Source organism: Achromobacter pulmonis, from assembly GCF_002885955.2.
Lineage (GTDB): Bacteria > Pseudomonadota > Gammaproteobacteria > Burkholderiales > Burkholderiaceae_B > Achromobacter > Achromobacter pulmonis_A.
Map to the genome: position 1 here is coordinate 190,881 of NZ_POQS01000005.1, position 18,503 is coordinate 209,383.

Here is an 18,503-nt window from a genome sequence, read left to right on the forward strand (position 1 = left end):
GAGAACACCGCCATGGATACAGCAAAAGCGGCGCATCGCAACCTGATCGGAGGCGAATGGTGCGATGCGGCCGACGTCACGCAGAACGTCAACCCATCGGACACGCGGGAGATCGTCGGCCTGTACGCGCGCGGCGGCGCGGCCGACGCGCAACATGCCGTGGAGGCGGCGCGCGCCGCCTTCCCGGCATGGTCTGGCAGTTCCCCGCAACTGCGCCACGACATCCTCGCTCGCGCGGCCCATGAGCTGCAGTCGCGCAGGGAGGAGTTGGGGCGTCTGCTTTCCAGCGAGGAGGGCAAGACGCTGCCCGAGGGCATAGGCGAGGTGGCGCGTGCGGCGAGCGTGCTGTCCTTCATGGCGGGCGAGGCGCTGCGTATACGCGGTGACCGCCTGCCCGGCCTGCAGCCGGGTAGCGACACCGAAGTCACCCGGGAGCCCCTGGGCGTGGTGGGCGTGATCTCGCCTTGGAATTTCCCCATCGCCATCCCCGCCTGGAAGATCGCGCCGGCGCTGGCCTATGGCAATACCGTGGTGTTCAAGCCGGCGGATCTGGTGCCGGCCTCGGCCTGGGCGCTCGTGGACATCCTGCACCGCGCCGGCTTGCCGGATGGCGTGCTCAATCTGGTGATGGGCCCCGGAAGCCAGATCGGCAGCGTGTTGTGCTCGCATCCCGAGGTCGACGCGATCAGCTTTACCGGTTCGGTTCCCACGGGCCGCCGCATCGCGGCCGACTGCGTGGCCGGCCCGTCCATGAAACGCATGCAACTGGAGATGGGCGGCAAGAATCCGCTGGTCATCCTGGACGACGCGGACCTCGACGTCGCGGTGGAATGCGCCGTGCAGGGCGCGTTCTTCAGCACGGGCCAGCGCTGCACGGCATCGTCCCGCTTCATCGTGACAGAGGGCATCCACGACCGTTTCGTGCAGGGCGTCGCCAGGCGGCTGGAAACGCTCAGGATCGGCCATGCCTTGCGGGCCGACTCGCATATCGGTCCGGTCGTGGACCGCAAGCAGCTCGACGTCGACCTGTCGTACATCGACATCGGCCGCAAGGAAGGCGCCCGCCTGGTCTGGGGCGGGGAGCGCCTGGAACGGGACACGCCGGGCTTCTACCTGCAGCCCGCCCTGTTCAGCGAGGTCGACCCATCCATGCGGATCGCCCGCGAAGAGATCTTCGGCCCCGTCGCCTCCGTCACGCGGGCCCGCGATTTCGAGGAAGCGCTCCATCTCGCCAACGACACGGAATTCGGCCTCGCCGCCGGCATCTGCACCACCAGCCTGCGCCACGCGTCCCAATTCAAGCGGCAGGCCCAGGCCGGCATCGTCAAGGTCAACCAGGCAACCAGCGGTCTGGACTACCACTTGCCGTTCGGCGGACGCAAGGCTTCCTCTTACGGGCCGCGCGAACAGGGCCAGTATGCGGTGGACTTCTATACCGTCATCAAGACGGCGTACACGTCCGCCTGAAGCCGGTCGCCGCGCGGTGAGCGGTTCCCCATCCACTGAAGGAGACAAGAAGATGAAGAAACTGATCGGCAGCCTGTTCCTGTTCTCGGCGGCCGCGATGGCGACCGCTGCGCATGCGACGGATTATCCACAGCGCGCCATCCGCATCATCGTCCCGTTCGCCGCGGGCGGCATCACCGACGTGATGGGGCGCACGATCGCCAACCATCTCGGCGCCGAGCTCGGGCAGCCCGTCATCGTGGAGAACCGGCCCGGGGCCAGCGGCATGATAGGGTGCGAAGCGGCCGCCAAGGCGGAGCCCGACGGCTATACCCTGCTGGTGGCGGGCATCGCCCCGCTGGGCACGAATCCCGTGATGTACCGGCAGATCCGGTACGACCCGGTCAAGAGCTACGAACACATCGGCCTGGTGGCCAAGCAGCCGCTGGTCGTCGTCGTGGGCAAGGCGGTGCCGGCCGACAGCATCCAGGAGCTCGCGGCCTACCTCAAGGCGCGCCCTCAAGGCGACATGTTCTATGGCACGTCCGGCAGTTCGTACCAGCTGATCACCGAAGCCTTCAACGCGCAACTGGGCGTGAAGATGACCCATGTCCCCTTCAAGGGCACGAGTCCCGCGATCGAGGCGATGCTGGGCGGACAGATCGGCTTCATGATCGATCCCTATTCCACCATGGGCGCGCTGGTCAAGGCCGGCAAGGTCAAGGCGCTGGCGCTCACCGCCGACAAGCGTTCCGACGCCGCGCCGCAGTTGCCCACGGTGAGCGAGGAAGGCATACCGGGATTCGAGGCTTCGTCGTGGCAGGGCCTGCTCGCGCCGGCGGGAACGCCCAGGGAGATCGTCGAGAAGCTGAATACAGCCCTGGTGAAGATTCTCGCATCCGATGAGATCAAGCAGAACTTCGCCGCCTCCGGCGTGCAGCCCTCGCCATCTTCGCCGGAAGAGTTCCGCCGATTCATCATCGCCGAGAACGAGCGCTGGAAGCGTGTTGCCGCGGCCGCGGGCATTCAGCCTCAGGACTGACCGCGATGGCGCCGTCCGGCCGCCGTCAACGGCCGGACAGTTGCGCGATCTGCTGCAGAGCGGGCACCTGGAGTGGCATCAGGCGGGTGCAGGCCAGCAGTTCCCTGGCGACGAACGCGACGGTCTCGTCGTCGAAGCTTTCGGAATAGGCCGTGATCGCCAGGCAGCCAAGCGCGGTCTTGTCCCAGGAATAATAATTGGCGGCGATGGCGCTCAGGCCATCGTAGAACTCGTCGCGCACCAGCACGTAGCCGTTCTCCGCGGCCCGTTTGAGATCCGCGTCCAGCGCCGCCTTCGTCGTGAGGGTCTTGCTGGTCCGCGCCGCATAGGGAGGCTTGCCCAGCAGCGCCTCGCGCCTGGCCGGATCGGATGCGAGCAGCAAGGCCTTGCCCGGACCGGAGGCATGCATGGGGCCATGCAGCCAGGTCGAGTAATACGGATTGAGCGAAGTGCCCGCCTGCATCACATCGACCACGACCCGCTCGCCGCCGATATAGGCTACCAGCACGACCGACTGGTTCACCTTGTTCGCGAGGCCGCGCACCAGCGGATCGGCCTGGCGGCGCAGTTCTTCCAGCGGGTGCTTCAACCCCAGGGGACGCAGCGTGGAAGGCGAGGCCAGATAGTATTTGCCGTCGCCGATGCGCAGGACGCGCTTGGCGTCCTCCAGCGTTCTCAACAGGCGCAACGTGGTGCTTAGATCCAGTTTGACGTCGGAGGCCAGTTCCGCGAGCGTCATCGGGTGGCTTGCGGCGATCAGGGTGTCCAGCAGGGCCAGTCCGCGCAACAGGGTGCCGGCCAGCGGCCCGCTCCCCTTGGCGCTATCGGTCAGTGCGGCCGTTCCGGCGGCGGTGGAAGATGCAGGATTTTTACGTGGTCTCGGCATAGTCTGGTCTACAAGGCGGGGCACGCATAGGCTGGAGTCCAGCCGCTGACGCGCTCCGGCCAAGCTGCGGATCAGAGTTTAGCGTACTTGCGCAGCGCTTCCGTGAACGAAAGTCCCGCCCGGATTTCGTCGCTGGCCAGCCTGTCCTGGTGTTCGAGTTCGCTTGCGCGCTGCGCCACTTCCGCCGCCCGATCGCGCGGCACCACCACCAGGCCGCTGGAGTCCCCGATGATGATATCGCCCGGATGTACGGGCATGCCATCGATCTTCACCGTGGTATTGATCTCGATGACCTTGACCCGCGTCTTGCCCGACAGCGGCACGACGTGGCGCGAGAACACCGGGAACCCCAGTTCGATGATCTCGTCGGCATCGCGCACGCCGCCGTCCACCACCAGCCCCACGACGCCGTTCTGCACGGCCGCTACTGAAGCCACCCCGCCCCAGGTGGACACCTGCTGGCCGCCGTTGTCGATCACGACGACATCCAGGGGCCGGCACATGTCGACGACGGCGCCCAGCCCGAACTCGGAGGGCTGGTAGGCGTTCTTCGCGCCCGTCACTTCCTTGACGGTGAGCGCGGCGCCGACGAATCGCATTCCTGGCGCGACCGGCCCGAGGTTCAGGCCGATGCTGCCGATGCCGAGGTCGTCGAGCACATTACCGATGGTGCTGGTAGCAAGGCCCTCGAACGCTTTGATCAGTTCGGGGGAGGTCTCGGGACGGGTTCCTTGATGGATAGGCACTTGCGTTCTTCTCCAAATTGAATGATGATGCATGCCAAAATTACAATAAAGAAATAAAACTTTCAATGGATGATTAATTAATTTCGTCTAGTGAATTACCTTTGTTTGTGCGGCCGAGTGGCAGAGCCAGGCGACGATGACTCTGCATATCTGGACGGCAAAGGTCCAAATACAAGGAGACTGGATACATGCGTGAAACTCGACGTACCGTGCTCAAACAACTCTCAGCCGCGGCGCTGGTCGGCGCCTTCGCCCCGCGGGCCTTCGCCTCCGGCGACTGGCCAAGCCGGCCCGTCCGGGTCATCGTGCCTTTCACGCCCGGCGGGTCCACCGACATCGCGGCTCGGCTGGCGGCCGAAGGCATGGGCCGCGCGCTGGGGCAGACCTTCGTGGTGGAAAACCGCCCCGGCGCCGGCGGAAACCTGGGGCTCGAGGCCTTGGCGCGGTCGGACAACGATGGCTACACGATCGGTATTCTCACCACGGCTCACCCGATCAACAGCTGGCTGTACAAGAAGCCCGGCTATGACCTCGCAAGCAGTTTTTCGCCCATCGGCTTTCTGCAGGAAGGGCCCATCATGCTGGTGGTGCATCCCAGCCTGCAGGTCAACTCGCTGCCGGAATTCATCGCATACGCCAAAGCGCGCCCGGGCAAGCTCAACTTCGCCACCTCAGGCACCGGCAATTCCACCCACATGGCGGGCGAACTGTTCTGCAACCGCGCGCAGATCCAGATGACGCACGTGCCCTACAAGGGCAGCGCGCCCGCGATCACGGACACCATCGCGGGAGTATGCGAGCTGAGCTTCGACACGATGATCTCCGCGCTTCCGCATGTAAAGGCGGGCAAGCTCAAGGCCATTGCGGTCACGACCGCCCAGCGTTCCCCGATGACGCCCGAGGTGCCCGCCATCGCCGAGACCATCCCCGGCTTCGACGTGTCGGCCTGGAACGGCATGGTGGCGCCGGCGGGCACGCCCAAGGAAGTCATCGGAAAGCTGCATCAGGCGATGGTGCAGGCGCTGGCCGCTCCCGCAGTGATCCAACGCTTCGCGGACATGGGCGTAGCGCCCCGCGCCATGCAGCCGGACGAGTTCCAGCGCTTCATCCTGCAGGAGCGGGATATGTGGGGCAAGACGGTCCAGGCCGCGAACATCACCATCGATTGAGAACGGATCCGTTGCGCCGCCTTTGATACAAAGGCGGCAAGCGTGGAACGAAAAGATAAAAACAGGAGACAAATATGAAAGCAAATCGGCGTTCCGCCATCAAGGCGGCATTGGCCCTGGCCATCGTCACGGCCGGCATGACGGGCGTGCCCGCGCATGCCAAGGACGAGGCGGCCGCCGCCTACCCCGCCAGGCAGGTGACCTTTCTGGTGCCCTACGCCGCCGGGGGGCCCACGGACCTGATAGCGCGCCAGCTCGCCTTCGGCCTGAGCAAGCTGTGGAACCAGCCCGTGGTGGTCGAGAACCGCACGGGCGCCAGCGGCATCGTCGCCTTGACGGCCCTGGCGCGCGCGCCTTCGGATGGCTATACGCTGGGGATCATGGTGTCCCCGGTGACGGCCATCGCGCCGCTCACGCAGCCCAGCTTCCGCTACGACGTCACGCAGGACTTCACCGCGGTATCCGATCTGGTCGACTACGCCCTGGTTCTGCTCGCCGGGCCTCAGATCAAGGCGGCGAATCTCAAGGAACTGGTGGAATTCGCCAAGCAGAACCCGACGGCCGTCAGCTACGGTTCCTCGGGCCTGGGCGGCACCAACCATCTTGCGGGCGAACTGTTTTCCCGGTCAGCCAACGCGCCCATGCTGCACGTTCCCTACAAGGGGAATGCCCCGGCGCTCAATGACGTCATGGCGGGGCAGGTCAGTTTCGTGTTCGCCCAGACCGATGCGGCCATCGGGCTCGCCAAGAGCGACAAGGTGCGGGCGCTGGGCATCACTTCCAAGCAACGCAACGCCATGCTGCCCAACGTTCCCACGATGGAAGAAAGCGGCTTCAAGGGCGTGGACGTTGGAGGCTGGACGGGCGTGATGGGACCGGCGAAACTGCCTCCCGATGTGCTCAAGAAGCTGGAAGCGGGCATTGCCGAAGTCAAGAAGACCCCGGAATTCAAGGAAAGAATGGAGTCCCTCGGTTTTGTGATCACCGGCACCTCTTCCGCCGATTTCACCCAGCGCGTGCGTGCCGAACGGGATTTCTGGAAAGCCAAAGTCACCGAAGCGAACATCCAACTCCAATGAACTCAAAGAAACTCCTGTCGATAGGCGACTACGAGCGTGCGGCCAAGGCGGTCCTGCCGCACGCGGTGTTCGGCTACGTCAACGGCGGCACCGAAGACTGCCTGACGCTGCAAGCCAACCGCGAGGCGTTCCGTTCGGTCCAGTTCCGTCCGCGCGGCCTGGTCGGCGTCGCGCAGCGCACGCAGGCCGTGGAACTCTGGGGAAGGCAATACCGGCATCCTTTCGGGATCGCGCCCATGGGCATGACCGCCATGTGCCGCCATCGCTGCGAATGGGACCTGGCCAAGGCCGCGTCAGAGGCGAAAATTCCGTTCGTGCTCAGCGGTCTTTCCACGCTGGCCATGGAAACCGTGCGCCAGGCCGATGCCGATTTCTGGTACCAGGGCTACATCCCCGGCGACAGGGAAGTCATCGAACCGCTGCTGCGGCGCCTGCGGGCCAACGAGGTCGACGTGCTGGTCGTCACCATCGACACGCCCGTGGGCGCGAACCGCGAGAACAACCAGCGCAACGGCTTCACCATTCCGTTCAAGTTCAGCGGCGGCCTGCTCTGGGACGGGCTGCGCCATCCCCGCTGGTCCGCCAACGTGTTTCTCCGCACCTTGCTTTCGGACCGGCAGGTGCCGCGCTTCTGCAACGTGGTCGCCGATAGGCGCGGCTACCGCATCACCGAAGAACCCAAGGGCGGCCTGCGCGGCGGCCGCGACCGGCTGGACTGGTCGCACCTGGCCTGGATGCGCGACATCTGGCCGGGCCGCATCGTCCTCAAGGGCGTCGCCCATCCCGGCGACGCGCAGCTGGCGGAACAAATGGGCCTGGACGGCGTCATCGTCTCCAACCACGGCGGACGCCAGCTCGACGGCGCGCAGGGCGCCCTGGACGCCTTGCCCGAGGTCGTCGCCGCGGTGGGCCCGAATTTCCCGGTGATGGTCGACGGCGGTTTTCGCCGCGGCGCCGACGTCCTCAAGGCCATCGCGCTGGGCGCGCGCATGGTGTTCCTGGGCCGCCCCTTTCTCTACGGCGCGTCCGTGGCCGGACAGGCCGGCGTGGCGCGCATCATCGACATTTTGGGAACCGAAATCGACCGCAACCTGGGGTTGCTCGGGTGCCGCGACCTGGCGGAGCTGGGAAGCGACTTCATCGTGTCGCGCCCTTGATCTTCGCGAGCGGGTAGTTGCCCCAATGCGCCCCTTAAGGAATTCATCACGCAGCCGGCGGTTGAACGATTCGATCAGCCCATTATCCGTCGGCTTGCCTGGGCGTGTGTAATCGAGGCCGTCGTTCGCCGCAGTAGGATATATCGCATGGCGACACCCGAAGAAATCATGAAACACCACGAACCGGACCCGGACGAAGACCCCTGGGTCCGAGGCCGGCCGGCGCCGGCGCCGGTGGAAGTCGTGCCCTACGATCCCCGATGGCCGGCCCGCTACGAGGCGCTGGCCGCGGCGATACGCGAGGCGCTGGGGCCGGCGGCGCTGGACGTGGAGCATATGGGGTCCACGGCGGTGCCGGGGCTGGCGGCCAAGCCGGTGATCGACATCGACCTGACCGTGGCCGATCCGGCGCGGGAGGAAGACTACGTGGGGCCGCTGGAGGCGATCGGCTATGTGCTGGCGCTGCGCGAGCCGTCCTGGCATCAGCACCGCGCGCTGCGGCTGGAGGCGCCGGCGGCGAACCTGCATGTGTTCGGGCCCGATTGTCCGGAGAATATCCGGCACCGGATGTTCCGCGACTGGCTGCGCGCCAATCCGGCGGACCGCGACCTGTATGCGCGGGCCAAGCAGTCCGCGGCCGTGGGCGCGATGCAGGTGATGGCGTACAACAAGCGCAAGGAGGCGACGTTGCGCGAGATCTACGAGCGCATGTTCCGCGCGGCCGGCTTTCTATAAGGCACTCAGGCGCCAGGCAGCATGTAGCGCGCGGATACGGCGAGGATGCGTTGGGCGGATTCGCGCAGCTGGCGGGCTTCGCGGTAGGCCTGCAGGGACACGACGGCGTCATAGCGGCGCGCGCTGCGGGGGCCGGCGAGCAGCGCCGGACGGCGGCTCAGGATCGGGGATATCAGGCGTTGCATATTGGAACCTTCGTGGAACCTTGGTACGGGCGTCTGGCCCGGGGTATGGCAGGCATCGTAGGCCGGCCGGCAAGGCGCGGCAACGAATTACCTTTCATATGGATATCCAGGGATATCCAGAGATATCCGGGCCTTTCCCCGGGGATGCCGGGGAGTTGCGCGCATTGCGGAGCCAGTATCGCCGGCTTATATGACAGTCTGATGCCGGCGGCGGACGCTAGCCCAATATGCGCGAGGAGGAGACCGCCGCGACCCAGACCCAGCGCTCGCCGCGCAGTTCGAAGTCGTAGGTCATGGCGTCCGAAGGCCTGTGCAGGAACGGCGCGAACCAGACGCGCACGCGGCCGGGCGACGGGGTCTGCCATAGCGAGACGCCGCTGATGGGACTGTTCGGCGTCAGGCCCAGCATGGAGATATAGGCCTCGTCGCGCGGGCTGTGGCTTTCGATCTCGATGGGCCATTCGCCCAGTTCCTTGCTGCCGGAGTAGAACGTCATGCCGGTGCCGAACGAGTCGGCCGCGTCCTCGCCGTAGCGGGCGATGGAGAGTTTGCCCATGCCGTCGTCGGAGCGGGCGCACAGGATGCGCTGGAACAGGTCGAGCAGGGCGGCCTCATGCGCCACGCCGAGCTGGCCGCGCAGCTGCGCGGCGACGGGCGCCTGGCCGTCGATGCAGTGGCGTGTTTCCAGCAGCAGTCCGCGGTCGCTGCGGACGATGGCGCTGCCGCTTTTGGCGCCGGAAAGCATGGCGCCGATGTCGCGCAGCACGGGTTGTGCGAGGGCGGGGTTGCCGGCCGCCAGGGCCGCGCAAAGAGTCAGTGTAGGGGTGATGCGCATTGCTGCTTGTCGTGAACGTCGTTGCGGAATCCGCGCCAGGTGCGCGAGTCAGGCGGGTTTCAGCCGCGAGGGCACTTCGTCGGTGTCGCTGCAGACCGCCAGCACTTCGGCCGGCTTTTTGCTCAGCGACAGGTAGACGTGGCCGATGCTGCTGTCGAAATAGGCGGTTTCGTGCTTGGCGAGCACGACGCTGTCGCCGTTCTCGAACTGGATGCGGACCTTGCCCGACAGCACCACGGCGAATTGCTGGCCGGGATGCCGGATGTAGTCCTCGAACTCGACCACTTTGCGCGAATCGATGAGGGCGACCATGGGCGTCATTTTCTTGCCCGGGTATTCGCCCATCAGCAGGCGGTAGTGGTAGTTCTCCGTGACATAGTCGCAGGCGTCGCCGAGCTTGTTCTTGACGTAGGTCGGCGCGACGGCGGCCTGGGAGGCGTCGCCCAGCATGAACAGCCGGGTCATGTCGACGTCCAGCGCGCGGGCCAGCGCGCCGAATTTCTCGTAGCTCAGGGCGATCTGCCCCAGCTCGGCCTTGGAAAGCGTGGACACCGCGATGCCGCTGGCGCGGGAGACTTCCTGCAAGGTCAGTTTTCTTGCCTTGCGCTCGGCCCGCAGGCGAGCGCCCATTTCTTCCTTGCCCACGATTTCGGGCGGAACGGTCTTGCCGGGTAGGGCCATGTAGCGGTCTGGCATCAAGGGTTGAGGGCTGGGGCTGGGGCCCGCAAGCCCCGCCGCGTTTGCCGGATTGTAAAGGTTGCGCCCGGTTCAGGCGGCCCGGTTCAGCACGCGCCCGGCGTGCAGGCCGGTAAAGGCCTGGTCCTGCCAGACCGGCGCGCCGTTGACGTAGACCGAATGGATGCCGGCGGCGCTCTCGGTGGGCCGCTCGAAGGTGGCGGAGTCGGCCACGGTGGCCGGGTCGAAGACCGTCAGGTCGGCGTAGTAGTCGGGCCGCACCTGGCCGCGTCCGGCCAGGCCGAAGCGGGCGGCGGTCAGGCCGGTCATCTTCCAGACGGCCGTCTCCAGCGGGAACAGGCCCAGGTCGCGCGAGTAGTGCCCCAGCACGCGCGGGAAGGTGCCCCACAGCCGCGGGTGCGGGCGCTCGTCGTGGGGCAGGCCGTCCGAGCCGATCATGGTGGGGCCGAAGGCCAGGATGCGCTGGACGTCGGGCTCGTCCATCATGAAGTAGATGGCGCCGGCCGGCTGCAGTTCGGGCACCACGTCGTACTTGGACTTGCCGCGTTCGGCGGCGATCTCGTCCAGGTCGCGCCCGCTCAGTTCGGGGCAGGGCTTGCACCAGGTGATGAGGGTGCGGCCGGCGAGCAGCACGCGGTCCTGCTTGAGCATGGTGGAGCCGGCCACGTAGGGATAGGCGTCCAGCGAGACGTCCTGGCCGGCCATGGCGGCCTCGATCAGGGCCAGGGTTTCGCGGGAGCGGCCGAAGTTGGGCTTGCCCATGACCTTGTGGTGCGAGATCACGACGGGCACGCCTAGTTCGCGGCCGATGCGGAAGGTTTCTTCCAGCGCCGCGACGATGTGCTCGCCTTCGTCGCGCATGTGGGTGGCGTAGACGCCGCCGCGCGCGGCCAGCGGCCGGCAGACTTCGATGATCTCTTCGGTGCTGGCGCAGGCGGCGGGCGGGTAGAACGCGCCGGTGGAGATGCCGATGGCGCCGCTGGCCAGGGCTTCGTCGGCCAGCGCCCGCATGGCCTCGATCTCGGCGGGCGTGGCCTCGCGCTGCAGCTCTGGCATGACGGCGGCGCGCAGCGTGGAGTGGCCCACCATGCAGGCGGCGTTGACGGCGGCGGGCGCGGCGCGCAGCGCGTCGAGGTAGTCGCGGAAGCGTTCGTAGCGATAGGAGCCGCCTTCGTCCAGCAGGTCCAGCGGCGCGGGCGGATTGGCGTGCGCCAGCGGCGCCAGGCTGATGCCGCAATTGCCGGTGACCACGGTGGTGACGCCCTGCGAAATCTTGGGCGTCATGTCGCGGCGCTTGAGCAGGTAGTTGTCGTCGTGCGTATGGGAGTCGATGAAGCCGGGCGCCACCACCTTGCCGGCGACGTCGATGCGGCGTGCGGCGGCATGGCCGGCCAGGTCGCCGACGGCGGCGATGCGGTCGCCGCGCACGCCCACGTCGGCGCGGCGGCCGGGGGTGTTGGCGCCGTCGATGACGGTGCCGCCGGCAAGAATGTAATCGAACGGGGTGGCGTCGGGCTGGGACATGCGTATCTCCGTCTAGGCAAAGTGGCAGGCGACCTGCTGCCCGGGGGCGACGTGGCGCGGCAGCGGGGTTTCTTCGGCGCAGCGCGGCCGGGCCATGGGGCAGCGGCTGCGGAACGCGCAGCCCGAGGGCGGCGACAGGGGGCTGGGGATTTCGCCCCTGAGCACCTCGACCGGCGTGCGCTCGCCGCGGCGGGCGGACGGCACCGCGGCCAGCAGGGCGCGGGTATAGGGATGGGCCGGGCGCCCGAAGATGGCGTCGCGCGGGCCGCTTTCGACGATGCGGCCCAGGTACATCACGGCCACCTGGTGGCTGATGTGGCGCACCACGCTCAGGTCGTGCGAAATGAACACGTAGGTCAGGCCGAGGTCGCGCTGCAGGTCCATCAGCAGGTTGATGACCTGGGCCTGGACCGAGACGTCCAGCGCCGACACCGGCTCGTCGCACACGATCAGCCCGGGGTCCAGCGCCAGCGCGCGCGCGATCACGATGCGCTGGCGCTGCCCGCCGGAGAATTCGTGCGGGTAGCGGTCGGCGGCGTCGGGGCGCAGGCTGACGCGGGCCAGCAGCTGCGCCACGCGCTCGCGGATCGCGGCGCGGCCGTGGCCGAAGTTGCGCAGCGGCTCGCCGATGATGTCGCGCACCCGCATGCGCGGATTCATGGACGAAAACGGGTCCTGGAAGATGAACTGCACCCGCTGGCGCATGGCGCGCAGCTGGCGGCCGTTCATCGCCGCCAGGTCCTGGCCTTCGAGCAGGATGCGGCCGGCGGTGGGTTCGGCCAGCCGGATCAGGCATTTGCCGGTGGTGGATTTGCCGCAGCCGGATTCGCCGACCAGGCTCAGCGTCTGGCCGCGCGGCACCGACAGCGACACGCCGTCGACGGCGCGCAGCACCTTGCCGCCGTCCACCGGAAAGTGCTTCTTGAGGTCGATGACTTCCAGCATGGGCGCGGCGGATGCGGACATGGCGGACGCGGCGGGCGCGAGGGGGATATCGTGCAGGTTCATGGCGGCTCTCACGCGGTCAGGGCGCCGGTCGCGGGCGCGGCGGCCAGTCCTTCGGCGCGCGCCCAGCACCAGACGCGGTGGCGGCTGCCGGCGTCCACGGCGGGCGGGGCGGCGTCGCGGCAGCGCGGCTGCGCCTCGGGGCAGCGCGCGGCGAAGGCGCAGCCGCGCGAGGCCGGCGTCATCACGGGCACGATGCCCGGCAGCTCGGCCAGCCGGGCGTCGTGGCCCTGGCCGTCGACGAAATCGGGCAGCGATCGGATCAGCGCCCGGGTATAGGGATGCTGCGGGCGGTCCAGCACGTCGTCCACGCCGCCTTCCTCGACCTTGCGGCCGGCGTACATGACGATGACGCGCTGGCACATCTGCGCCACGACGCCCAGGTCGTGCGTGATCAGCACGATGGCGGTCCCCAGGCGCGCCTGGATGTCGCGCAGCAGGTGCAGGATCTGCGCCTGGATGGTGACGTCCAGCGCGGTGGTGGGTTCGTCGGCGATCAGCACCTTGGGCTGGCAGGCCAGCGCCATCGCGATCATGGCGCGTTGGCGCATGCCGCCGGACAACTGATAGGGGTACTCGCGCACGCGGCGCGCGGGGTCGGCGATCTGCACCAGGTCCAGCAGTTGTTCGGCCTGGGCCAGGGCGTCGCGGCGCGACAGGCCCTGGTGCAGCATCAGCGATTCGCTGATCTGGCGGCCGACGGTGAACACCGGGTTCAGGGACGTCATCGGCTCCTGGAAGATCATCGAGATCCGGTTGCCGCGGATCGCGCGCATGGCTTTCTCGGGCAGGGCCAGCAGGTCCTGGCCGTCGAACTCGATGCGTCCGCCGGCATTGCGGCCGGGGGCGCGCAGCAGACGCATGATGGACAGCGAGGTCACGCTCTTGCCGCAGCCGGATTCGCCCACCAGGCCCAGGGTTTCGCCGGGCATCAGGTCGAACGACAGGCCGTCGACGGCGACCACCGTGGTCTCGTCGCCGTCGAAACAGGTGGTGAGGTCGCGCACGCTCAGGACGGGTCGGGTTTGCATGGACGCTCCTACAGCTTTTTGGCCAGGCGCGGATCGAGCATGTCGCGCAGTCCGTCGCCCACCAGGTTGACGGCCAGCACGGCCACGCCCAGGAACAGGCCGGGATACAGGATGATGTGGAAGGCCACGGCCACGAAGTTGCGACCCTCGGCCATGATGTTGCCCCAGCTCGGTATCTGCGGCGGGATGCCCACGCCCAGGAAGCTCAGCACGGCCTCCGTCAGGATGGCCGAGGCCGCGATGAAGGTGGCCTGCACCATCAGCGGCGCGAACAGGTTGGGCAGGACGTGGCGCAGCAGGATGGCCGGCACGCGCGTGCCGCAGGACACCGCGGCCTCGATGTAGGGCTGCTCGCGTATCGTCAGCACCAGCGCGCGCACCAGGCGCACGACGCGCGGCACTTCCGGGATCACGATGGCGACGATCACGGTGCCCAGGCCGCCCTTGAGCGTGGCCATCAGCGCGATCGCCAGCAGCACGCCGGGAATGGCCATCAGGCCGTCCATGATGCGCATGATGACGGCGTCCAGGCGGCGGAAATAGCCGGCCGCCATGCCCAGCGCGACGCCGCCCGCGGTGGCGACCGCCGCCACCACCAGGCCGACCACCAGGGACACGCGCGCGCCCCAGAGCGTGCGCGAGTAGACGTCGCGGCCCAGGGCGTCGGTGCCGAAGTAGTGCTCGGACGAGGGCGGCTTCATGCGCGCCATCGGATTGATGTCCTGCGGATCGACCGTGGCCAGCCACGGCGCGGCCAGCGCGATCGCGGCCAGGAGCAGCAGGATGGCGCCGCCGGCATACAGCATCGGGTGGCGGCGCAGCGATTTCAGCGCGCGGCGCAGGCGCGTACGCCTGGCGGGCAGCGGCAGGGTTGCGGTAGTCATGCGTCTCCCCGTCAGTAGCGGATGCGCGGATCGAAGAGCCGGTAGCTCAGGTCGACCAGCAGGTTGATCAGCACGTAGATGCCCGAGGCCACCAGCAGCACGCCCTGGATGACCGGATAGTCGTGGCGCAGCACCGCGTCTATGGTCAGGCGGCCCAGGCCGGGAATGGCGAACACGGTCTCCGTGACCACCACGCCGCCGATCAGCAGCGCCACGCCCACGCCGATGGTGGTGACGATGGGGTTGGCGGCGTTCTTCAAGGCATGCCATACGATGGGGCCGGCCGACAGGCCCTTGGCCCGGGCGGTGCGGATGTAGTCCTCGGACAGTGCCTCCAGCATGGTGGCGCGCGTCATGCGCGTGAGCAGCGCCATATACACCAGGCCCAGCGACAGGCAGGGCAGCACCAGGTGGCGCAGGTAGGGCGCCAGGCCGGCCGACAGCGGCTTGTAGCCCTGCACCGGCAGCCAGCCCAGCTTGATGGAGAAACCGTAGACCAGGCTGTAGCCGATCAGGAACACCGGCACCGAGAACGCGCAGACCGCGCCCACCATGACCAGCCGGTCCAGCCAGCGTCCGGCGTTCCAGGCCGCCAGCACGCCCAGCGGTATCGCCGCGACCACGGCGAACAGCATGGTGAAGGCGGCGATGGACAGGGTGGGGCCCATGCGCTGGCCGATCAGTTCCGAGACCGGCATCTGCGTGGCGATGGAGGTGCCCAGGTCGCCGCTGGCGATGTGCGCGACCCAGATGCCGAACTGCTGCAGCAGCGGCTTGTCCAGGCCCAGGTTCTGGCGGATCTTCTCCACGTCGTCGGCGGTGGCGTTGTCGCCGGCGATGACGGCCGCCGGGTCGCCCGGCGACAGGTGGATCAGCAGGAACACCACGACCGCGACCACGGCCATGACGGGAATGACGGCCGCGACGCGGCGCAGTATGAATTTCACGCTGTTTTCCCCCCGGCTTGCGGCCGGGCGCAAGCCGCGCCCGGCGTCTGCCTTACGGTTTTTCGATGTTCCACATCACCGGGATGCCGGTCTTGAGCAGCTCGGTGTGCTGCAGCCCGCGAAACGCGGAGACCGGCTTGAATTCGCCCCACATGACGTACGGCACCGTCTGGTAGGCGCGCGCCTGCAGCTGCGCGGCGATCTGCTTGCGCTTGGCCGCGTCGGTTTCGCGGATCCATTGCGTGCGCAGCGCGTCCAGCTCCTTGTCGCAGGGCCAGCCCGGCAGGCTGTTGCCGCAGGCCGCGGACAGCCAGGGGTTGGTCACCGGCGTGCTGGCGTCGTAATAGCCGCCCCAGGTCAGGAAGATGTTCCAGCCGCCTTGCGCGGGCGGGTCTTTCTTCAGGCGGCGCGCGGCCAGCGAGGCCCAGTCCATGGATTGCAGGTCCACGTTGATGCCGGCCTTCTTCATGTTCTGCGCCAGGACCATGACGGCCGGCGCGCTGATGTGGTCGGTCGGATACAGCACCACGACCTTTTCGCCCTTGTAGCCGGCCTCCTGCAGCAGCTGTTTGGCGCGTTCCGGGTCGCGCTTGGCGTAGGGCGCGGCGCCGGCGTCGGTGGCCGGGGGCGAGCCGCAGACATAGAGCGTGGCGCAATAGTCGACCCGGTACTTCTCGGGGTAGCCCATGGCCGACAGCATTTCCTTCTGGCTGACCAGGTAGTAGAGGGCCTGGCGCGCCTGCGGCTTGTCGAAGGGCGGATGCAGCGAGTTGAGCACGACCATGCCCTGCGAGGACACCGAGGTGTTCAGCGTGATGTCCGGATTGCTTTCCAGCACCGGCAGGAAGTCCGGCGTGGTCTGCTCGATCATGTCGACCTCGCCGTTCATCAGCGCCGCCGTCGCGGTGTTGCCGTCGGGGATGTAGACCCATTCGACCCGGTCCACCTTGACCTGCTTGCCGCCGGCCAGGCCGTCGGCCGGCTCGGCGCGCGGCACGTAGGCGGGGTTCTTGACGTACACCACCTTGTTGCCCGGCACCCATTCGTCGCGCTTGAACAGGAACGGGCCGGAGCCGACCATTTCGGTGACCTGGGTGTTGGGGTCCGTCATCGCCAGGCGCTTGGGCATGATGAAGGGCGGCATGCCGGAAGGCTTGGACAGGGCGTCCAGCACCAGGCCGAAGGGCTGTTTCAAGGTCAGCGTGAAGCTGTTGTCGCCGGTGGCGGCAAGCTCGGCGCCGGCGGCCATCATGGCCTGGCCCAGCGTGTCCTTCTTGGCCCAGCGCTGGATCGAGGCCACGCAGTCCTCGGCCTTGACCGGCGTGCCGTCGTTGAACTTCAGGCCCGGGCGCAGCGTGAAGCGCCAGGACTTGCCGTCGTCCGACACGGTCCAGGTGTCCACCATCTGCGGCTGCACCTGGCCCTTGCCGTCCTGCGAGAACAGGGTGTCGAACACCATGTAGCCGTGGTTGCGCGTGATGTAGGCGGTATTGAACAGCGGGTCCAGCGTCTTGAGGTCCGCGTGCGGCACCAGGCGCAGGGTCTTGGTTTGCGCGGCCGCGCCGGCGGCGGCGCCGATGGCCAGCAGGGCGGCTGCGCCCAGCAAACTGATACGTCGGATCATTGTTTTCCCCTTGGTCTTGCGGCGCCCGTGGCGGGCGGCGGTGGATGGCGCTTCACGCCGTGAACGGCCATTTCGGCAGCTTGCGCTTGACGAACGGCAACGCGTTGTAGTCCTGCGTGATGGCGCCCGGCGTCTCCACGTAGATGACGTGGCGGCCCACCTTCGAGTACGAGGCGTAGAAGTGCTGCGACGATTTCACGATGATGAGTTTCATGGCCGCCAGGTCCACGCCGAACTGCGTGAACAGGTCGGTGCCCATGGCCTGGGTGCGATTGGTGGTCAGGGCCAGCGTCACGCCCTGGCTGCGCACGATGGCGGTGTCGCCCAGCAGGGCCGGCGTGCCGGCCAGGCCGGTCATGACGGCGTCGCGCTGCAGCGCCAGGATTTCGCAGTCCAGGTCCAGCGGCCGGCCCGAGACCGGCGCGACCTTGCCGCCGATGCGCAGCTTGATCTGCGCGCCCACGCCGGCCTCGAAGCAGAGCTGCACGGCCACCGGGTCCCAGAACGGACCCGTGGCCACGTCGCGGATGCCGCGCGCCAGCACGCGTTCCAGGATGAAGGTGGCGTCGCTGGGCGCGCCGCCGCCGGCGTTGTCGGCGGAGTCCGCCAGCACCACCGGGAAATCGTCCAGCGCCAGCGCCTGGTCCAGCGCGTCGTCGGCGCCCGGGTAGGGCGGCGCGAGCTGGTCGCGAAAACCGATGATCTCTGCGCCCAGCGCGCGCGCGAGCGCGTCGGCGCCGGCCTGGTCGCCGTCGGTGTAGACCAGCACCTTGGAGCCCATGTCGGGCGTGTCGCCCCACGGAAAGCCATGCGCGATGGACACCGACAGCACGCCGTCCTTGCCTTCCATGGCCAGCAGGCGGTCCACGAAGCCGCGCATCGGCTCGCGGCTGGTGTGCATGATGGAGATCATCTCGCAGTCGTACACGGCGCGCGTGGGGCGGATGCGGCCTTCGGCGCGCGCCACGCACAGGTCCACCAGGTCGTAGGCGCGCTCCAGGATGTCGGTGTGGGGATATTCCTTGAAACAGACCAGGAAGTCCGCGCTGTCCGTCATGGTCGCGGTCAGGTGGCAATGCGGGTCGAGCTCGGCGCCGATCACGGTATCGGGTCCCACGATCTCGCGCGCGCGGCGCAGCAGGTCGCCCTCGCAGTCGTCGTAGCCGTCGGCCACCATGGCGCCGTGCAGGCCGAACAGCGCGATGTCGACCTTGCCGGCGCGGCGCAGGTCGTCCAGCAGTTCGTCGCGCAGGGTTTCGTAGGCATGGCGGGTGGTGATGCCGGCCGGCGTGGCGCCGGCCGTCATGCCTTCGATCAGGGTCCAGTCCTTGCCCTGCGCGCGCTGGCGCGCGGCCCACAGCGGGCCGGAGAACATCTGCATGCGGTCGGGATGCTGGCCGGCGGGGTAGTAGCCGCGCGCGCGATAGGCGGACAGCCCGGTGGGAATGGGAGAGAAGGTGTTGGTCTCGGTCGCGAGGGACCCGGAAAATATTCTCATGCTGCCGCTCCGCG

At 67.9% G+C, this 18,503-nt stretch carries 18 protein-coding genes and 1 pseudogene; 6 read left to right on the forward strand and 13 right to left on the reverse strand.

Going from position 1 to position 18,503, the window contains the following annotated elements:
* Nucleotides 1-12: 12 nt before the first annotated feature.
* Together C1I89_RS19770 and C1I89_RS19775 are read left to right on the forward strand one after the other, a co-directional pair.
* Nucleotides 13-1,467 carry an aldehyde dehydrogenase family protein gene (locus tag C1I89_RS19770; protein ID WP_102774283.1) on the forward strand — a complete coding sequence of 485 codons (1,455 nt, stop codon included), beginning with the start codon at nt 13-15 and terminating at the stop codon, nt 1,465-1,467.
* Nucleotides 1,468-1,519: 52 nt separating this feature from the next.
* A complete protein-coding gene (locus C1I89_RS19775) occupies nt 1,520-2,488 on the forward strand; it encodes a Bug family tripartite tricarboxylate transporter substrate binding protein (RefSeq protein ID WP_181391004.1) in 969 nt (322 codons plus the stop codon).
* A 25-nt stretch (nt 2,489-2,513) separates the two neighbouring features.
* Here the strand turns inward: C1I89_RS19775 and C1I89_RS19780 are convergent, their stop codons facing one another.
* Both C1I89_RS19780 and C1I89_RS19785 read right to left on the reverse strand, forming a co-directional pair.
* Complete coding sequence (locus tag C1I89_RS19780; RefSeq protein ID WP_102774285.1) at nt 2,514-3,374, reverse strand: IclR family transcriptional regulator; 861 nt, start codon at nt 3,372-3,374, stop codon at nt 2,514-2,516.
* A gap of 71 nt (nt 3,375-3,445) precedes the next feature.
* A complete protein-coding gene (locus C1I89_RS19785) occupies nt 3,446-4,120 on the reverse strand; it encodes an RraA family protein (RefSeq protein WP_181391005.1) in 675 nt (224 codons plus the stop codon).
* A 188-nt stretch (nt 4,121-4,308) separates the two neighbouring features.
* Between C1I89_RS19785 and C1I89_RS19790 the strand changes: the two genes are divergently transcribed.
* The 3 genes from C1I89_RS19790 (at nt 4,309) to C1I89_RS19800 (ending at nt 7,525) form a co-directional block, all read left to right on the forward strand.
* Nucleotides 4,309-5,289, forward strand: coding sequence for a Bug family tripartite tricarboxylate transporter substrate binding protein (locus C1I89_RS19790; protein WP_102774287.1), 981 nt, complete (start codon nt 4,309-4,311; stop codon nt 5,287-5,289).
* 74 nt (nt 5,290-5,363) lie between these two features.
* Nucleotides 5,364-6,368, forward strand: coding sequence for a Bug family tripartite tricarboxylate transporter substrate binding protein (locus tag C1I89_RS19795; protein ID WP_102774288.1), 1,005 nt, complete (start codon nt 5,364-5,366; stop codon nt 6,366-6,368).
* Nucleotides 6,365-7,525, forward strand: a complete 1,161-nt coding sequence (locus C1I89_RS19800; RefSeq protein ID WP_102774289.1) for an alpha-hydroxy acid oxidase — start codon at nt 6,365-6,367, stop codon at nt 7,523-7,525. The genes C1I89_RS19795 and C1I89_RS19800 overlap by 4 nt, the downstream gene beginning before the upstream one ends.
* Before the next feature lie 35 nt (nt 7,526-7,560).
* Here C1I89_RS19800 and C1I89_RS19805 read toward each other — a convergent pair.
* Nucleotides 7,561-7,642, reverse strand: a pseudogene (locus tag C1I89_RS19805) (integrase core domain-containing protein); the annotation flags it as partial.
* Nucleotides 7,643-7,672: 30 nt separating this feature from the next.
* On the opposite strand from C1I89_RS19805, the gene C1I89_RS19810 reads away from it, so the two are divergent.
* Entirely contained in the window at nt 7,673-8,260 is a 588-nt protein-coding gene (locus C1I89_RS19810) for a GrpB family protein (protein WP_102774290.1), read from the forward strand.
* 5 nt (nt 8,261-8,265) lie between these two features.
* On the opposite strand, the gene C1I89_RS19815 is transcribed toward C1I89_RS19810, so the two are convergent.
* The 10 genes from C1I89_RS19815 to C1I89_RS19860 form a co-directional block, all read right to left on the reverse strand.
* Nucleotides 8,266-8,445: a hypothetical protein gene (locus tag C1I89_RS19815; RefSeq protein ID WP_102774291.1), complete on the reverse strand. Its 180-nt coding sequence runs from the start codon at nt 8,443-8,445 to the stop codon at nt 8,266-8,268.
* A gap of 217 nt (nt 8,446-8,662) precedes the next feature.
* Nucleotides 8,663-9,280: a hypothetical protein gene (locus C1I89_RS19820; protein ID WP_146196922.1), complete on the reverse strand. Its 618-nt coding sequence runs from the start codon at nt 9,278-9,280 to the stop codon at nt 8,663-8,665.
* Nucleotides 9,281-9,328: 48 nt separating this feature from the next.
* Entirely contained in the window at nt 9,329-9,961 is a 633-nt protein-coding gene (locus tag C1I89_RS19825; RefSeq protein ID WP_102774548.1) for a helix-turn-helix domain-containing protein, read from the reverse strand.
* 87 nt (nt 9,962-10,048) lie between these two features.
* A complete protein-coding gene (locus tag C1I89_RS19830) occupies nt 10,049-11,500 on the reverse strand; it encodes an N-acyl-D-amino-acid deacylase family protein (RefSeq protein ID WP_102774293.1) in 1,452 nt (483 codons plus the stop codon).
* 12 nt (nt 11,501-11,512) lie between these two features.
* Nucleotides 11,513-12,508 carry an ABC transporter ATP-binding protein gene (locus C1I89_RS19835; protein WP_102774294.1) on the reverse strand — a complete coding sequence of 332 codons (996 nt, stop codon included), beginning with the start codon at nt 12,506-12,508 and terminating at the stop codon, nt 11,513-11,515.
* 8 nt (nt 12,509-12,516) lie between these two features.
* Entirely contained in the window at nt 12,517-13,536 is a 1,020-nt protein-coding gene (locus C1I89_RS19840; protein ID WP_102774295.1) for an ABC transporter ATP-binding protein, read from the reverse strand.
* 8 nt (nt 13,537-13,544) lie between these two features.
* Complete coding sequence (locus tag C1I89_RS19845) at nt 13,545-14,420, reverse strand: ABC transporter permease (protein ID WP_102774296.1); 876 nt, start codon at nt 14,418-14,420, stop codon at nt 13,545-13,547.
* 11 nt (nt 14,421-14,431) lie between these two features.
* A complete protein-coding gene (locus tag C1I89_RS19850; RefSeq protein ID WP_102774297.1) occupies nt 14,432-15,367 on the reverse strand; it encodes an ABC transporter permease in 936 nt (311 codons plus the stop codon).
* 52 nt (nt 15,368-15,419) lie between these two features.
* The gene (locus tag C1I89_RS19855) at nt 15,420-16,991 is read right to left on the reverse strand and encodes an ABC transporter substrate-binding protein (RefSeq protein WP_102774298.1); all 1,572 of its coding nucleotides are present in this window, start codon (nt 16,989-16,991) and stop codon (nt 15,420-15,422) included.
* Between the two features lie 52 nt (nt 16,992-17,043).
* Complete coding sequence (locus C1I89_RS19860) at nt 17,044-18,489, reverse strand: M81 family metallopeptidase (protein WP_102774299.1); 1,446 nt, start codon at nt 18,487-18,489, stop codon at nt 17,044-17,046.
* Nucleotides 18,490-18,503 lie beyond the last annotated feature (14 nt).

Bases quoted from the DNA above. Each gene is read 5' to 3' on its own strand.
- C1I89_RS19860 (WP_102774299.1), bottom strand. From the start codon at position 18,489: ATGAGAATATTTTCCGGGTCCCTCGCGACCGAGACCAACACCTTCTCT.
- C1I89_RS19825 (WP_102774548.1), bottom strand. From the start codon at position 9,961: ATGGCCCTACCCGGCAAGACCGTTCCGCCCGAAATCGTGGGCAAGGAA.
- C1I89_RS19840 (WP_102774295.1), bottom strand. From the start codon at position 13,536: ATGCAAACCCGACCCGTCCTGAGCGTGCGCGACCTCACCACCTGTTTC.
- C1I89_RS19780 (WP_102774285.1), bottom strand. From the start codon at position 3,374: ATGCCGAGACCACGTAAAAATCCTGCATCTTCCACCGCCGCCGGAACG.
- C1I89_RS19815 (WP_102774291.1), bottom strand. From the start codon at position 8,445: ATGCAACGCCTGATATCCCCGATCCTGAGCCGCCGTCCGGCGCTGCTC.
- C1I89_RS19845 (WP_102774296.1), bottom strand. From the start codon at position 14,420: ATGACTACCGCAACCCTGCCGCTGCCCGCCAGGCGTACGCGCCTGCGC.
- C1I89_RS19775 (WP_181391004.1), top strand. From the start codon at position 1,520: ATGAAGAAACTGATCGGCAGCCTGTTCCTGTTCTCGGCGGCCGCGATG.
- C1I89_RS19835 (WP_102774294.1), bottom strand. From the start codon at position 12,508: ATGAACCTGCACGATATCCCCCTCGCGCCCGCCGCGTCCGCCATGTCC.
- C1I89_RS19810 (WP_102774290.1), top strand. From the start codon at position 7,673: ATGGCGACACCCGAAGAAATCATGAAACACCACGAACCGGACCCGGAC.
- C1I89_RS19800 (WP_102774289.1), top strand. From the start codon at position 6,365: ATGAACTCAAAGAAACTCCTGTCGATAGGCGACTACGAGCGTGCGGCC.
- C1I89_RS19820 (WP_146196922.1), bottom strand. From the start codon at position 9,280: ATGCGCATCACCCCTACACTGACTCTTTGCGCGGCCCTGGCGGCCGGC.
- C1I89_RS19770 (WP_102774283.1), top strand. From the start codon at position 13: ATGGATACAGCAAAAGCGGCGCATCGCAACCTGATCGGAGGCGAATGG.
- C1I89_RS19790 (WP_102774287.1), top strand. From the start codon at position 4,309: ATGCGTGAAACTCGACGTACCGTGCTCAAACAACTCTCAGCCGCGGCG.
- C1I89_RS19855 (WP_102774298.1), bottom strand. From the start codon at position 16,991: ATGATCCGACGTATCAGTTTGCTGGGCGCAGCCGCCCTGCTGGCCATC.
- C1I89_RS19830 (WP_102774293.1), bottom strand. From the start codon at position 11,500: ATGTCCCAGCCCGACGCCACCCCGTTCGATTACATTCTTGCCGGCGGC.
- C1I89_RS19795 (WP_102774288.1), top strand. From the start codon at position 5,364: ATGAAAGCAAATCGGCGTTCCGCCATCAAGGCGGCATTGGCCCTGGCC.